Source organism: Pontibacter sp. Tf4, assembly GCF_014212495.1.
Taxonomy (GTDB): Bacteria; Bacteroidota; Bacteroidia; order Cytophagales; family Hymenobacteraceae; genus Pontibacter.
This window is the reverse complement of record NZ_JACKZC010000007.1, coordinates 322,695-337,605: the sequence shown is the minus strand read 5'-3', so window position 1 is coordinate 337,605 and position 14,911 is coordinate 322,695. Positions and strand designations below refer to the sequence as shown.

The window sequence follows — 14,911 nt, the reverse complement described above, 5'->3', positions numbered from 1 at the left end:
AAATTCTAATCTTTTAAGCTAAAAATGTTTTGCTCCACACTATGAGCGATGCGCTGAAGGGCCTGGCTATAGTCGCTTTTCACGAACGGCTGGCCAGTGAATACTTCATACAGCTCAATGTAGCGCTCCGATATTTTCAGCACCACGTCATCGGTCATTTCAGGGATGGTCTGTCCATCTTTCCCCTGGAAACCGTTCTCTATCAGCCACTGGCGCACAAACTCTTTCGAGAGTTGCTTCTGTGGCTCGCCGTTCTGCTGTCGCTCATTATAGCCTTCGCTGTAAAAGTAGCGCGATGAGTCGGGCGTGTGTATTTCATCAATAAGATAAATCCGGCCGTTTTGTTTACCGAATTCATACTTGGTGTCTACCAGAATCAGGCCTTGTTTAGCTGCCAGTTCGGTGCCGCGCGCAAAAAGGGCACGTGTATAGCGCTCTAAAATTAGGTAATCCTGCTCACTTACAATGCCTTTGGCCAGAATTTCTTCCCGCGAGATGTCTTCGTCATGCCCCTGGTCAGCTTTTGTTGTAGGAGTAATGATCGGCTCCGGCAGTTTGTCGTTCTCGTGCAGGCCATCCGGTAAAGCAACGCCGCAAACCATTCGTTTGCCGGCTTTATACTCGCGCCACGCATGGCCGGCCAGGTAACCACGGATCACCATCTCTACTTTAAAAGGCTCACAGCGCAACCCCACCGTTACGTTCGGGTCCGGCGTTGAGATAACCCAGTTAGGTACAATGTCCGAAGTGGCTTTTAAGTTCAGACTTGCGATCTGGTTCAGCACCTGTCCTTTGAAAGGGATAGCGCGCGGAAGCACCACATCAAAAGCAGAAATGCGATCGGTGGCAACTACAGCAAGTCTGTCGTCGAAGTAATAGACATCGCGAACTTTGCCTTTGTAAAACCCGGTCTGGCCGGCAAAGGAGAAGTTAGTTTCTTTAATGGCCTCCATTAGAGCGTTTGGTTTATCGGAGAGCAAAGTTAGCTATATTTTCAGAGGGCAAAAATTTTTACGTAGGTACTTATAGCAGACAAATGGTTTAAAATAAAGGTATGCTGCAAAGTACACCCCTGTATACTGCCAAGTATAGCTATAGTTTTATATTTTAAAACCTATAGTTTGTATTATTTGATGTATTTGAAACTTTTTATACAGTAGTGTTCGGGAGGGCGGCCGGCCCACGGTGTGCAATGTTACTGGCCATGCCTCTGAAAATGATAAAGTGGAAAGGCAGCATGGCATACCAATAGAGCCTGCCCAGCAACCCATCGGGCCGGAAGGCAGCCAATTGTTCCAGGTAAGGGCCATCGGGTTTATTAACTATACGGAATTGCAACCATGCTTCGCCGGGCACTTTCATTTCGGCATACAGCAGCAGGCGTTGTTTTTCGCGGTCTGCCACCAGCACACGCCAGAAATCTATCGTTTCCCCGGCCCTGATCTGGGTCGGGTGCCGGCGCCCTCTTTTAAGACCCACGCCGCCAGCCATTTTATCGAGCAAGCCACGTATTTCCCACAAAAAATCTGTTTTATACCAGCCTTGCGTGCCCCCGATGCGCCAGATATTTTCCAGAACTATAGTTGGGTCCTGCTCAATTTTAATAAGCTGTTTATCAGTAAGTAACCCATGCTCCGGTATTTGTACAAAATCCATATAATTCAGCTGCATGGTGCCGCTTACCAGGGCATCTTTCCAGCTCGATATCACCATGTTCTGCTCAATTTTAGCATAGGCCAGCCGGATGGCTTCCTCATAGTTTAAATTCTCGTGTGGAATGATCTGTCTGATGCGATCGTCCTGAACTATAGTATCGCTGCGCAGACTCTCTACCAGGCTGCGGGCAATGGAGAAACTGGTGCTGGTAACAAAGTAAAGCCAATAGGAAGAAAGCTTGGGAGTAAGAACAGGCACTGTAAAGATAAAGCGCTTCAGGTGTCGCACTTTGGCCAGTTTTTCCAGCATCTGCTTGTAGGTAAGCACATCGGGACCGCCAATTTCGAGGCGCTGCTCATAACAGGCAGAGTTGCCGAGTACGTTTGTCAGGTAAAAGATCACATCGCGTATGGCAATTGGCTGACACCGGGAATTAAGCCAGCGCGGAGTTATCATCACCGGTAATTTCTCCACCAGGTCGCGGATGATCTCGAACGAGGCGCTGCCGGAGCCGATAATGATAGAAGCACGAAGTACGGTTAAAAAGGCCTTTGCCTTGTTCAGGATATCTTCCACATGTCGCCTCGACGAAAGGTGCTTTGAGAGATGTGTTGTATTGGAAAGGCCGCTGAGGTAGATGATCTGTTTGGCAGTCGTGCTGTCCAGGTAATCGACAAAGTTTTCAGCGGATGTTTGTTCGGCTTTTTCGAAATCGTTACCGTGGCCGCCCATGGAGTGCACGAGGTAATAGGCGGCATCAATATCTTTTGGTAAGCTGGCAAGTGTTTCCGGTCGCAGCAGATCACCTTTAACAATTTGTACTTTATCTTTAAGAGTGTCCTGTAGTTCAAAGCGCCGTGGGTCGCGCACCATACATACCACTTCATGCTGTTGCTCCACTAGCACCGGTAATAGTCGCCTGCCGATATAGCCATTTGCACCCGTTAAAAGTATCTTCATGTAAGCCGGTTTTAGTGGTATGGTCTGTTATAGCAACAGCCAACTATAAGCTATGTTCAAACAGTTTTATAGTTTAAAATTCGTAAGTGTTCCTCTGTTTATAGTTCGGTTTTGAGGTAGATTTTATAGTTGTAAGTTAAAGATAATCAGTATGTAGTATATGGTGATTGAAGAATTGTTAAAAAAATATTCAACTATAATTTTGTTTTTTGAGTAAAGGTAGTCTAAGTTTGCATCATCAAGTCAATGATCCCTTGCGGTTATTGATTTATAAAGAAGCGTGGAGAGACAGGCTCTGTGAAGCGCTAGCAACCTAACCCCTATGGTTAAGGTGCTAATTCCTGAATCCGGAAGACCCGGATGAATATAAATTGATAAGAACATGAAAAAGGGAATTAAGCCAACATCACTTTATTTTGTATTTTATCCGGTAGCCCAACTACTCGGTCTCTCTCATTTATTTGCCTTCAGGTTCATGCGAATGCAAACCTGTTGTTGCTGTTGCTAATCTTTTAGCTTCCCGGATTATTTGTGCCCCGCAGGCTGCTGCAGGTTTATACCTGTAGGCTCATTGCTGTCTTCGCACACTCTTTTTGCTTCTCGCAACTTAACTCATTTTATACTTTTTAATCAGAATAATCATGTCTAATACACATCGTTTCGAAACACTGCAACTACACGCAGGCCAGGAAATAGACCCAACTACACGTTCCCGCGCTGTTCCGATCTACCAGACATCTTCCTACGCTTTTAAGGATGCAGCGCATGGTGCCAACCTGTTTGCCTTGAAGGAGTTCGGTAACATTTATACCCGTATCCAAAACCCAACTACCGACGTGTTTGAGAAACGCATTGCTGCTCTGGAAGGTGGCGTAGCGGCGGTAGCGGTATCATCTGGCCAGGCGGCGCAGTTTATTGCGCTTACCAACATTCTGCAGGCCGGCGACAACTTTGTAACAAGCAGCTTCCTGTATGGCGGCACATTTAACCAGTTCAAGGTTTCTTTCAAGCGCCTGGGCATAGAGGCCCGCTTTGCCGACAGTGATGATGCGGAAAGCTTCGAGAAACTGATCGACGAAAACACCAAAGCGATTTACACCGAGACCATCGGAAACCCACGCTTCAACATTCCGGATTTTGAAGCGCTGGCTGCACTGGCCCGCAAACATGACCTGCCACTGATAGTCGATAATACCTTTGGCGCAGGCGGTTACCTGTTCCGGCCACTGGAGCATGGTGCCAATGTGGTAGTGGAGTCTGCTACCAAATGGATCGGCGGACATGGCACCAGCATTGGAGGTGTTATAGTTGATGGCGGTAACTTTAACTGGGGTAACGGTAAATTTCCGCAGTTCTCCGAGCCATCCGAAGGTTACCACGGACTGAATTTCTGGGAAGTATTTGGTACCGATGGTCCGTTCGGTAACATCGCTTTCGCCATCAGGGCAAGGGTAGAAGGATTGCGTGATTTTGGACCTGCTATTTCTCCATTCAATTCCTTCCTGTTGCTGCAGGGTTTGGAAACATTGTCGCTGAGAGTAGAAAGAACCGTGCAGAACGCACAAACTATAGCCGAATGGCTGGAGCAGCACGAACTTGTAGAAAGCGTGAATTATCCGGGCCTTGAGTCAAGCAAATACCATGAACTGGCAAAGAAGTACCTGAAACGTGGTTTCGGTGGTGTGCTGTCCTTTAAGCTGAAAGGCGATAAAAAACAGGCGGAGACCTTTGTAAACAATCTGCAACTGGTAAGCCACCTGGCCAACGTAGGCGATGCAAAAACGCTGATCATCCATCCGGCATCTACCACGCACCAGCAACTTTCTGATGCCGAGCAATTAGGTGCAGGCGTTGAGCCGACTTTATTGCGCGTGTCGCTCGGCATCGAACATATTGACGATATAAAAGCAGATTTCGAACTGGCTTTTGCGGCTGTTAAAAATGCAGTAGCAGAACCCGTTCTCAACTAATAATTTCCATGTCCACACAACAGCATACTTTTCATTATCAGCAGGAATTCACGCTGGAGTCGGGTTTAACGTTGCCCGGCTTCCAGCTTGCTTATACTACCTATGGGCAGTTAAACCGGAAGCGCGACAACGTGATCTGGGTATGCCATGCCCTGACTGGCAGCTCCGATTTTACCGACTGGTGGAGCGGCCTGTTCGGCGAGGGTAAACTATACGACCCTGAACACTGGTTTATAGTTTGCGCGAACACGCTGGGTGGTTGCTACGGTTCTACCGGCCCGCTTTCGGTTAACCCAAATACGCTGCAGCCCTATTTTCATAGCTTCCCGCAGCTTACAAACCGCGATATAGTAGGGGCTTTCGACCAGTTACGGCAGGAACTGGAACTGGAGCAGGTGCATACGCTGCTGGGTGGATCGTTGGGTGGACAACAGGCATTGGAATGGGCGCTTCAGAAGCCGGACGTGTTTGAAAGGTTGGTCCATGTGGCCTCTAACGCGCGCCATTCAGCCTGGGGAATTGCCTTTAACGAAAGCCAGCGTATGGCCATTCGCCAGGACCCGACCTGGACCAAAGATAGTGAAACTGCAGGCCAGCAAGGGTTAAAAACGGCAAGGGCTATCGCTATGCTTTCGTACCGGCATTACACCAGTTATGAACTCACGCAACAGGAGCCGGGCAACAGCATTACCGACAACTACAGAGCTGCCAGTTACCAGGTTTACCAAGGCGAGAAACTGGCTAAACGCTTTAATGCTTACACCTACTGGCTTCTTTCCAAAGCCATGGACTCGCATAACATTGGCCGCAACCGGGGCGGAGTTGAAAAAGCTTTACATCACCTGAAGGCAAAATCCCTTTTTGTGGGCGTGGATACTGATCTGCTTTTTCCGGTGGTAGAGCAGCAGTTTTTACATGAACAGGTTCCGGGCTCTGCCTTTGCTTTACTACAATCCAACTATGGCCACGACGGATTTCTGGTGGAAACAGACCAACTGACCAAAGCGATCCGCAAATTTTATCAATCAGAAACTATAAACGAACTATGCTATGAGCAACAAACAGTCTAACGTCAGGATCGGGATATTTGGGTTTGGGTGCGTAGGGCAGGGGCTTTACGATGTGCTGCAAACGATAGAACGAGCAGGAATAGAAGTGGCTGGTATCTGTGTGAAAGATAAAGAGAAGCCGCGTAGTTTGCCAGCATCGGCATTTACCTATTACCCGCAGGAGCTGTTGCAGGATGAAAGCATCACCATTTTTGCTGAACTGATCAGCGATGCCGACGAAGCTTATAGTATAGTGAAGCAGGTCTTGAAAGCGGGTAAAACTATAGTTTCGGCAAACAAGAAAATGCTGGCCTTGCACCTTCCGGAGTTGATCGAACTACAGCATAACTATAACGGAACGCTACTATACGAAGCAGCAGTAGGCGGCAGCATTCCCATCATCCGGACACTGGAAAGCTACTATTGTTCGGAACCTCTGCAGCAGGTAAGTGGCATCCTCAACGGGTCTTCTAACTTTATCCTTTCTAAAATGGAGTCGGAAGGGTTGAGCTATAGTTCGGCTTTGCAGCTGGCGCAGGAACTTGGATTTGCCGAAGCGGACCCGACGCTGGATGTGGGTGGTTTTGATTCGGTGAACAAACTATGCCTGATAGCAGCGCATGCTTTTGGGCTAACCATAAAACCGGAACAGGTTCTGCGTTTCGGAATTGATACCGTGCGGAAAGAAGACCTAGAGTTTGCAAAAACTATAAATGCCCGGATCAGGTTAGTGGCTTCTGCGGAAGTTGATGAGAATAATGAACTGAGCCTGCGTGTGCTGCCAACATTTGTGACAGACCAGCAGGAACTATACCATGTTACAAACGAAACCAACGGCGTAACTATAGCTCCGGTTTTTGCGGGCGAGCAGTTTATAAAAGGCCTCGGAGCCGGCAGTCACCCAACGGGTTCAGCCGTTTGGGCCGATGTTTCCGCAGCGCTTTCTGGCTACCGCTATTCCTATCCGAAGGCCGCGTCAAAAACCATAGCATTAAATAAAGAGAAGGAACTACAGCTATACCTGCGCGTACCGGCGAGTGTTCTTTTGCCCGAGCAATTAGCGCACAAGGCATTAGCGGTTCAGGAGCAAAACGGACATTCCATTTACCACGCAACTATAAAACAGACCGAATTGGCAGTTGTTGAATCGTATTTTGCAGAAAATCAGGTGTTTGTATCAGAAATTACAGCAAATCAGGCCGAAAGAATTGCATTACAGGGCAGCCAGAAAGAAGCTATAGTTTGCTGAGGCTGGGATAAAAGGAAACAAACAAGATCAGCCGGTTTTTGTATTTTGCATTTTAGGGAGATGGTGCGTTACGAATGATGCAATAAATACTGAGGTAGAAGTTTAGCTATAAGTTGTAACTGTACGTACAACAAGTATTTACAGGCATTTCAACTACATAAACTATGAAGACGATTCTACCCTTGCTTATAATTGTTCTGACTGTTTTAGGTGCTGCTGGATGCAGACAAGATAACGTGTCACCAATCCGTAATGTGCGCTTCGACCCGAAACTACTGAACCAGATGAAGGTGGCGGGCAACTGCACAAACTATAGCTACAGATCCGGACAGGACCAGCGCAACCTAGGTACCATACATACGGGCCAGGTACAGGTAACTTTCCGGGATGATGTAACTACCACCCAGCGTGACGAAGTACTGGCCAGATATGGTTTTGTGACAGGCATCCTGAGCCAGAGCGCCACACAATCCGGTATGATGTACACCCTTGGCCTTACCGGCGGACTAAACTGTGCCCAGGCAGAACAAGCCATCCGGGAGCTTGCCCGCGATAAAGCCATTGCTTATGCCGGCCCTGCATTTTTAGTAGAAACCGGACAGGCAGTAGGGCTCAGCAACGAGATCATGATAAAAGCGGATGCCAGCGGAGCCGAAACCCTAAAGCAACTGGCCGCAGATTTTAACGCGATCGTGAAAGGCCCGGTAGGAGCGGATACGTATATGGTGCAGCTAAGCAAGCAATCCAAAGGCAATGCCCTGGAATTTGTAAATGCGTTGTCGAACGATAAAGGCATTGCACATGCAGCGCCAGGTTTTGTGCTTGCACCGTAGCCTAACGGTTTTCTGAAAAGAAAAGGCCTGCTTCTATAGTTCAGAAGCAGGCCTTTTTATTGTATACCTATAGTTTATAAGTAAATAGCATTAGCCTTTTCGCGCAGGTTGTAGCCCGAGGCCATTACTTCCCCGTAGGCGCCGGCAGTGCGAATGGCTACCAGGTCGCCACGGTTGGTTTCCGGCAGCATCACCGCTTTGCCAAAACAGTCACTCGACTCACAGATAGGTCCTACCACATCGTAGCGCACTTCCGGCTTGTCGCTGGTCAGGTTCTCTATTTTGTGGTACGATTGGTACAGGGCCGGACGAATCAGTTCTGTCATGCCGGCATCCAGTATCGCAAAGTTCGTGGTTATTCCTTTTTTAATGTACAGTACTTTTGAGATCAGGGTACCGCACTGTGCTACCAGCGCACGACCTAACTCAAAATGTACCTGTTGCCCTGGCCGCACTTCCAGAAACTGGTGAAACAGACCAAAGTAAGCCTCGAAATCCGGGATAAGATTGCTGTCGGGGGTATAGTAGTCCACGCCCAGGCCACCGCCTACGTTAATGTGCTCTAAGGTAATGTTGCGCGAGATGAACCACTCCTGAAACTCGTTAACCCTGGTGCAAAGGTTCCTGAAAACACTGAGGTCCGTAATCTGGGAGCCGATGTGAAAGTGAATCCCGATCAGCTCTATGTTAGGCAATGTCTTCAGCAGTTCCAGCACGCTTTCAAGTTCCCAGGCATTTATCCCGAATTTGTTTTCTTCCAGCCCTGTGGTAATGTATTTGTGGGTATTGGCGTTTACGTTCGGGTTTATGCGCAGCGCTACGCGGGCTTTGGTGCCTTTGGCAGTTGCCAGCTCGTTCAGCACTTCCAGTTCGTGGCTCGACTCGCAGTTAAAGCAGAAAATATCCTGCTCCAGCGCATAGTTTATTTCCTCATCTGATTTGCCGACGCCGGCAAAAACCACATGCTCCGGCTTAAAACCGTTTTCGATGGCACGCTTTACTTCGTTTCCGCTTACACAGTCGGCACCGAAGCCTGTGTGCAGCATCTCGGCAAGTATAGGGGCGTTGGCGTTTGCTTTAAGGGCGTAGTGTACGTGGTAATTGTATTTAGCTGCTTCCGTGGCAGCATATTGTAATGTCTGCCGTAGCAGGTTCAGGTCGTATACATAAAAAGGAGTAGCCTGCTGCTGCAGCTCCTGTAAATTGTTTTTCAGCATGGTCGCGTTCCTTAAAAAATCCCTTCGTTCAGCTTGGTTAGCGCCGTTACTTTGTCAGTTGTATTTATCAGCAGGCTGATGTTGTTGGTACTTCCGCCATACGAGATCATGCGCATCGGCACGTCCTGCAGCGCTTCAAAAACCTTCAGGCTGGCACCACTTTTCTCGGCAATAAAATCACCAACCACACAAATAATGGTTTGTTCTTTATCTACCTCTACCTGGCCAAACTCCTTCAGTTCCGCTACGATCTCGTTCAGGAACTTATCATTATCAATCGTTAACGATACTGCAACTTCCGAGGTCGTGATCATATCGATCGGCGTTTTATAGCGCTCGAACACCTCGAACACGCTGCGCAGAAAGCCGTAGGCCAGCAGCATTCTGCCGGATTTGATCTTGATCGCGGTAATACCTTCTTTGGCAGCCACTGCTTTTATGCCGCCACCTATAGTTTGCGACTTGATGATCGTGCCTTTCGCTTCGGGTTGCATGGTGTTCAGCAAACGCACCGGAATATTCTTTTGCTTGGCAGGTAATACGCTGCTCGGATGCAGGATTTTAGCACCAAAGTAAGCCAGCTCGGCTGCCTCATCAAACGACAGTTCGGCAATAGGATGCGTATTTTTTACGATGCGCGGGTCGTTGTTGTGCATGCCATCAATGTCGGTCCAGATCTGGATCTCCGTTGCAGCAACAGCAGCACCTATCAGGGAAGCAGAGTAATCAGAGCCGCCACGCTTCAGGTTATCTATCTCCCCGAACGCATTGCGACAAATGTAGCCCTGAGTAATGAACAGGTTGGTTTCCGGGTACTTTTCCAGCTCCAGCGCTATATTTCTGGCAATGTATGAGGCATCCGGCTCTTCGTTCTCGTCTATCTTCATAAAGTTGAGCGCCGGAAGCAGTACTGATGCAATGCCCTGCTCTTCCAGGAAAAACTGGAAAAGTGCTGTAGAAAGCAGCTCGCCCTGCGCCAGAATTGCACGCTCTTCGTGAATTGTGAACAGGTCCTGGGTATAGGCTCTGATGTTATCGAAATGATGTGCGATCAGTTCGTTTGCCTGTTTTTTCTTTTCGGGAGTGGTGTAGAGCGATTCTACAACCTGTTTATAGTTATCGTGCAGCGCATCTATCAGCACATTCGCGTCTTCGTTCTTGTTCTGGTACAGCGTCTCGGCTATCTGCACCAGTTTGTTCGTAGTACCCGACATAGCAGACAGCACCACAATTTTTCTGTCGCCGTTTTGAATCAGGTTCGCAACGTCTCTCATTCTATCAGCAGACCCCACCGAGGTGCCACCGAACTTCAGTACTTTCATCTAAAAAGCTAAATTGTATTTTAAGGTAGCTGCAAAATTAATGAAAACTGTGCAGCTACCATTCATATAAACTAAAAAAAGACCAGCATTGTAGCTGGTCTTTTTTTAGTTAATTGGAGGTCTCGTCTTATCGCTTCATCACTTTAAGGGCAGTATCTGTGCTGCTACCGCTTATCCTTAGAATGTAAATACCCTGCGCCAGCTGCGCTGTTTCGAGGTCAAAGGTTGTAACACCTTTCTCCAGTGTAACTTTTCTGGTTATAAGCTGGCGGCCCTGCATGTTGTACAGCATCAGCGTCGCCTGTTCTGCTGCCGGAACGGTTATAGTTACCGTTAATTTCTCTTCAAACGGATTCGGGTAGGCCTGCAATACAGCGTTTTTCTCAAGGGCCCTGTTGTTTACCGCTACAATGCGGCTATAGCTGGTCTGTCCGTCAAAGTCTACCTGGCGCAGCCTGTAATGGCCCACCCCGGTAAGTGGTCTGGCATCGGTGAAGGAGTAGCGGTTGGCAACGTTGCTGGTGCCTTTTCCTGCTACCGTGCCTATCTTCACAAACTTCTTCCCATCCGCACTGCGTTCCACCTCAAAGCGCTCGTTGTTCAGTTCCGATGCCGTCAGCCACTGCAGTACAACTTTATCGTTCTGGTAAACAGCTGTAAAATAAACCAGTTCTACTGGTAAGGGGGTGATATCGCCGGGGCGCAGGGAGGAACTATAAAACCGGATCGCTAATGGCAGGTCTGTCACTCTGTCGAACTGGTCGATAATGCGAACTGTGAAAGTATAGTTGGTATTTGCTACTAAATCAGTAGGGTTCTGGACATCAATAAGCCCAGTACTTGTGTTTAATCTGGTGCCTGGTGGTAGCGAACCGGAAAGTAACTGTGCCGATTTTACACCTTCGTTGTCAGTTACAGATGCCAGCACATCGTTGATCATATATTCACCTACCAGTTTATTGGTGCGTACACTGTATTCGGCAGGGCAGTTAACTATAATAGTTACTTCATTTGAAGAAGGTATGTTAGTACATGCCGATACAACAGTCCACCTGAAGGTATAGGATCCCGATACAAGACCTGTCACTGTGCTGTTGTAAGCAGACGTTGTGGTTACAGTTGGGGTTTGAGCTGTTGCTGGTTTGGTAACCAGGCTCCAGGTACCGGTGCCGGGCGTTGGTTGGCTGCCAGCTAAGGTATAGCTACTACCACAACTAACCGCATCAGGGCCCGCCGAAACCGTTCCGCCTGTACCGTCTGTAACGGCTATAGTTACTGTATTTGTCATTTTAAGATTTGTACAGGTAGTGCTGCTAACTGTAACATAAAATTCCTTTGTGCCTATAGTTGTAAAAAGAGCATCACTTAATGCCGTAGTAACAGTACTACCCGTACCGGAAATGTTATCAACAAGAAGTGTAGAAGTAGTAGCACTTGTTTGCTGATAAATGCGGTAGGTATACCCGTTTTGTGTAGAAGTGCTTACAGTTACTCCTGCCGGCTGGCCGTTACACACAGCACTTTTATTTGTGGTTACAGCCCTGTTCACATCCGGGCCACCATTTATAGTAATAGTTTTAAGAATGGTGTTTTCTGTGATACAACCGGTGGAAGTGCTACGAATAACCACACCAAATTCTGTAGTTTTTGATACGATCTGTACCGGAAACGATATAGTGCCGTTTGTTGCCGGTACTATAGCTTCTCCTATTTTCTCTTTGGTACTGTTGTAGATGAGCTGATAAGAGTAACCTGTTTCAGCAGCCTGAACTGATATGGTGACAGGCACGTTGGCGCAATCTGAGCTTTCCGGCGTAGCAGTTACCGTATAGGTTTTAGGTACTTCCGGATACAGATCTACTGGCATGTCGCCACCTATAGTGTACTGGCAGGGCGCTCCAACTTTTATAGTTTTAACCTGAACTATAGTTCCTGCTGTTGTAACCGGGTTTGACTGCAGCGTAATAGCAGAACCAGTTCCTAACACCGAAGGACCGAATTGTGTGTATGTCCCGGTGCTTTCTTTTTTGTAGATGTTGTAAATAACGCCTGCTTCTGAGGTAGATAATTTTATGTAGGCAGGTGTGTTCGGGCAAAACTTTGCAGCCGTAAACGCGGCAGTCATGGTAGTGCTGGCAGGATTACAAGCTACCGTAACTGGTGCAGAATGCGTGCTTTCGCAGGTTGAGCTGATAGAAGCCTTAGCGGTTACAGTTAATTTTGCTCCGGCGTACAGCTCAAAAGGAGAGATGTTGGTAAATGTAAATATTCCCCCCGAAACGGGGGCATATAACGTGTTTCCTTCCTTATCTACATACGCTTGTCCGTTAATATAAAGTGTTATTACAGACCCGTCGGTTACGCTGGCATTTCCTCTTACAGAGGTGCTGCCTTCAAAAATTGTTCCACTGGTTTCGGTGCCGGTTAAAGTTAAACTGGTTGCCGAAAAGAGTGGATTAATGATTATACTGTTTGAAGCAACACTCACTGACTTATTAGGTGCTGTGGCAGTAGCTGTTATATTACCAGAAGATCGGCTACTAATAGTCGCAGTCCAGGTGCCATACGCATTTACAGTTGTTCTTCCTACTTCTGTCCCGTTTACAAAAACAATAATTTCGGTACCTGCTGCCTCTGTGGATCTTCCCGTAACTATAGTTGTAGGGCCACAATAGGAGCCTGTTATAGTTGGAGCTGAAGATTGAGTCTGTACTACAGTAGCAGCATTAGATAGAGAAGATTGCGATGTGCAGGTACCTGGTTCTGTAGCCCGGGCGTAAAATACATCCCCAACACGAAGGTTTAACCCTGAGATGTTATAAGTGACAGATAGACCTGATGTAGTTGAAGGTGGCGTTACTGTATTGCCGTTATGAATAAGAGTTATTGTAGTACCGGAAATAGTATAGTTTACTGTCAGCGATGTAGAAGCTACCGTAAGATTTGCTGTAGCAATTGTAGGTGCAGTAGATGTACTACCACTGTTTCCACTTTGGTAGCAATAATAGTTTGAGATAGGTGAAGTACAGCCACCCCCAGTTGGGGTAAGTGTCATGTAATAGCTACCAGCTGTTAGTGAATTACCTGTTCCCTCAAATTCAACAGAGTAGTTTCCGGATGCCGTTACAGAACTTGTCCCAATTAAAGTAGTTGAAGTATTACTTATTAAATAGTAATGCAATGTACCAGTACCCGATACACTAAATATTATACCCTTTTTATTACTGGTAACACCAGTAATAGTGGGTGCTGGGGTATTACAAGGTGTATAGCTAACAGGGGCAGCCTGTACAGTTACGGAAGATGAGAAACCAGATTCGGTTTTACCAGTTGGGCTTACCTTTGCGCTTATAGTATTTCCAACTGTAATGGTAGTACCAGATGACGAGAAAGTCCATGATCCATTTGCGGAAACGGTAGTTGTACCTACGCTTACCCCATTTCTGTATATGGTAACAATAGATCCGGCAGCCTCTACCGAGGAACCTGATATTGCAGAGCTATTTGTATAGATGGGACTATTAACACTTGGCGCGGCAGCAGGAATTGGGGTAAAACCAGTGTCTTTAATGGTTGTAGGAGTAGTAAGTGCTGTGTTATTGATTATAGATTTCCAGGCATCTACTATAGTGCCACTTACCACATTATCATCAACACCACCTAAGTCAGACGCTACCCCGAAAATACCGCTCTTAGCACTGGTTACGGTTACACCCGTCATACGGAGCGGGGTTGTCTCTGTTATCGCACCTCCGAATGCCGACATAGGGACATAAAAATCATAGAAGTAATCCGCATCGCCTCCTCCCATTGATCCGGCGATGGCCTTCTGAGAATACTGATCTACTGAGCCGTTGAAAATGATGGTACCACCTGTGGTATTAGTGCGATGGTCGTAAATACGCACATCAAAGTTTGTAGCGAGAACTACCTCAAATTCAAACCCGGGATTAGGGGAGCCACCGGTAAGTGAATTATTCGAATCAATCAGGATGCTATAGCCCTTAGATGCTGTTGACTGGCCAGCCAGCCTTACCCGGAACAAAAAGTTTTTCCCATCAAAATAGGAGGCTAATGGGGAGCCAATTGGTTTGCCTGATGCATCAATTACCCAGGGAGCAAAATCTGTATGGCCATAGCTGCCTCCTGTCTTAAGGTCAGCAAGGGGTTCATTCATGAAAATAGGGAAGGGCCGGTATGGTATTTCGCTGTAAGCTGCACCTTCATCCTGCATAGTGCCAGCAGCATCTTTTTGAAAACCTAAAGAAGTTTTTGATACATAGCCATCTCCATTCGGGTCCAGGACTTTATTTCCGCCGTTTACCGCAATCTTATAGATCAGGCCCGGCGTTTGGGCATTTGCTATGTAACTGATACATAGTAAACAGCAGATTAATATACATACTCTGAGAGTAGTATAGGTGTGATTCCCCATTTTGGCTAAAAGTACTGAAGATGCTGATTGTTAACTGTTAAGCTCAACTTTATTATACAGGCTATCAGAGATGTTTAATAAAACAGCTTACCAGGAATTGGTATAGTTTTATTAATTGTATTGTACAAGCACCTAAGGAAGTCCTATGATAATATTGAAATAAGCTAAAACAGCTAACAGGCTGTGAAATTAGGGAATAATGTTATTATTAAGAAATTAT

The 14,911-nt window shown here is 47.0% G+C and carries 9 protein-coding genes and 1 riboswitch; of the genes, 4 read left to right on the top strand and 5 right to left on the bottom strand.

Annotated features, from left to right (window positions below; all coding sequences use genetic code 11):
• Positions 1–5: 5 nt before the first annotated feature.
• Together H7F15_RS13730 and H7F15_RS13725 are read right to left on the bottom strand one after the other, a co-directional pair.
• Positions 6–953, bottom strand: coding sequence for a phosphoribosylaminoimidazolesuccinocarboxamide synthase (locus H7F15_RS13730; RefSeq protein ID WP_185197550.1), 948 nt, complete (start codon positions 951–953; stop codon positions 6–8).
• A gap of 196 nt (positions 954–1,149) precedes the next feature.
• The gene (locus H7F15_RS13725; protein ID WP_185197549.1) at positions 1,150–2,616 is read right to left on the bottom strand and encodes an SDR family oxidoreductase; all 1,467 of its coding nucleotides are present in this window, start codon (positions 2,614–2,616) and stop codon (positions 1,150–1,152) included.
• A 265-nt stretch (positions 2,617–2,881) separates the two neighbouring features.
• Positions 2,882–2,989: riboswitch (SAM riboswitch) on the top strand.
• Positions 2,990–3,257: 268 nt separating this feature from the next.
• Here H7F15_RS13725 and H7F15_RS13720 point away from each other — a divergent pair.
• The 4 genes from H7F15_RS13720 (at position 3,258) to H7F15_RS13705 (ending at position 7,717) form a co-directional block, all read left to right on the top strand.
• Positions 3,258–4,586: an O-acetylhomoserine aminocarboxypropyltransferase/cysteine synthase family protein gene (locus H7F15_RS13720; RefSeq protein ID WP_185197548.1), complete on the top strand. Its 1,329-nt coding sequence runs from the start codon at positions 3,258–3,260 to the stop codon at positions 4,584–4,586.
• Positions 4,587–4,594: 8 nt separating this feature from the next.
• Positions 4,595–5,656 (top strand): homoserine O-acetyltransferase, encoded by a 1,062-nt coding sequence (gene metX, locus H7F15_RS13715; RefSeq protein ID WP_185197547.1) that lies wholly within the window; start codon positions 4,595–4,597, stop codon positions 5,654–5,656.
• Positions 5,637–6,884 carry a homoserine dehydrogenase gene (locus H7F15_RS13710; RefSeq protein WP_185197546.1) on the top strand — a complete coding sequence of 416 codons (1,248 nt, stop codon included), beginning with the start codon at positions 5,637–5,639 and terminating at the stop codon, positions 6,882–6,884. Before metX ends, H7F15_RS13710 begins: the two co-directional genes overlap by 20 nt.
• 164 nt (positions 6,885–7,048) lie before the next feature.
• Complete coding sequence (locus H7F15_RS13705; protein ID WP_185197545.1) at positions 7,049–7,717, top strand: hypothetical protein; 669 nt, start codon at positions 7,049–7,051, stop codon at positions 7,715–7,717.
• Positions 7,718–7,791: 74 nt separating this feature from the next.
• Here H7F15_RS13705 and lysA read toward each other — a convergent pair whose 3' ends face one another.
• The 3 genes from lysA to H7F15_RS13690 form a co-directional block, all read right to left on the bottom strand.
• A complete protein-coding gene (lysA, locus tag H7F15_RS13700) occupies positions 7,792–8,934 on the bottom strand; it encodes a diaminopimelate decarboxylase (RefSeq protein WP_185197544.1) in 1,143 nt (380 codons plus the stop codon).
• Positions 8,935–8,945: 11 nt separating this feature from the next.
• Positions 8,946–10,256, bottom strand: a complete 1,311-nt coding sequence (locus tag H7F15_RS13695; RefSeq protein WP_185197543.1) for an aspartate kinase — start codon at positions 10,254–10,256, stop codon at positions 8,946–8,948.
• Positions 10,257–10,383: 127 nt separating this feature from the next.
• Complete coding sequence (locus H7F15_RS13690) at positions 10,384–14,433, bottom strand: T9SS type A sorting domain-containing protein (protein WP_185197542.1); 4,050 nt, start codon at positions 14,431–14,433, stop codon at positions 10,384–10,386.
• Positions 14,434–14,911 lie beyond the last annotated feature (478 nt).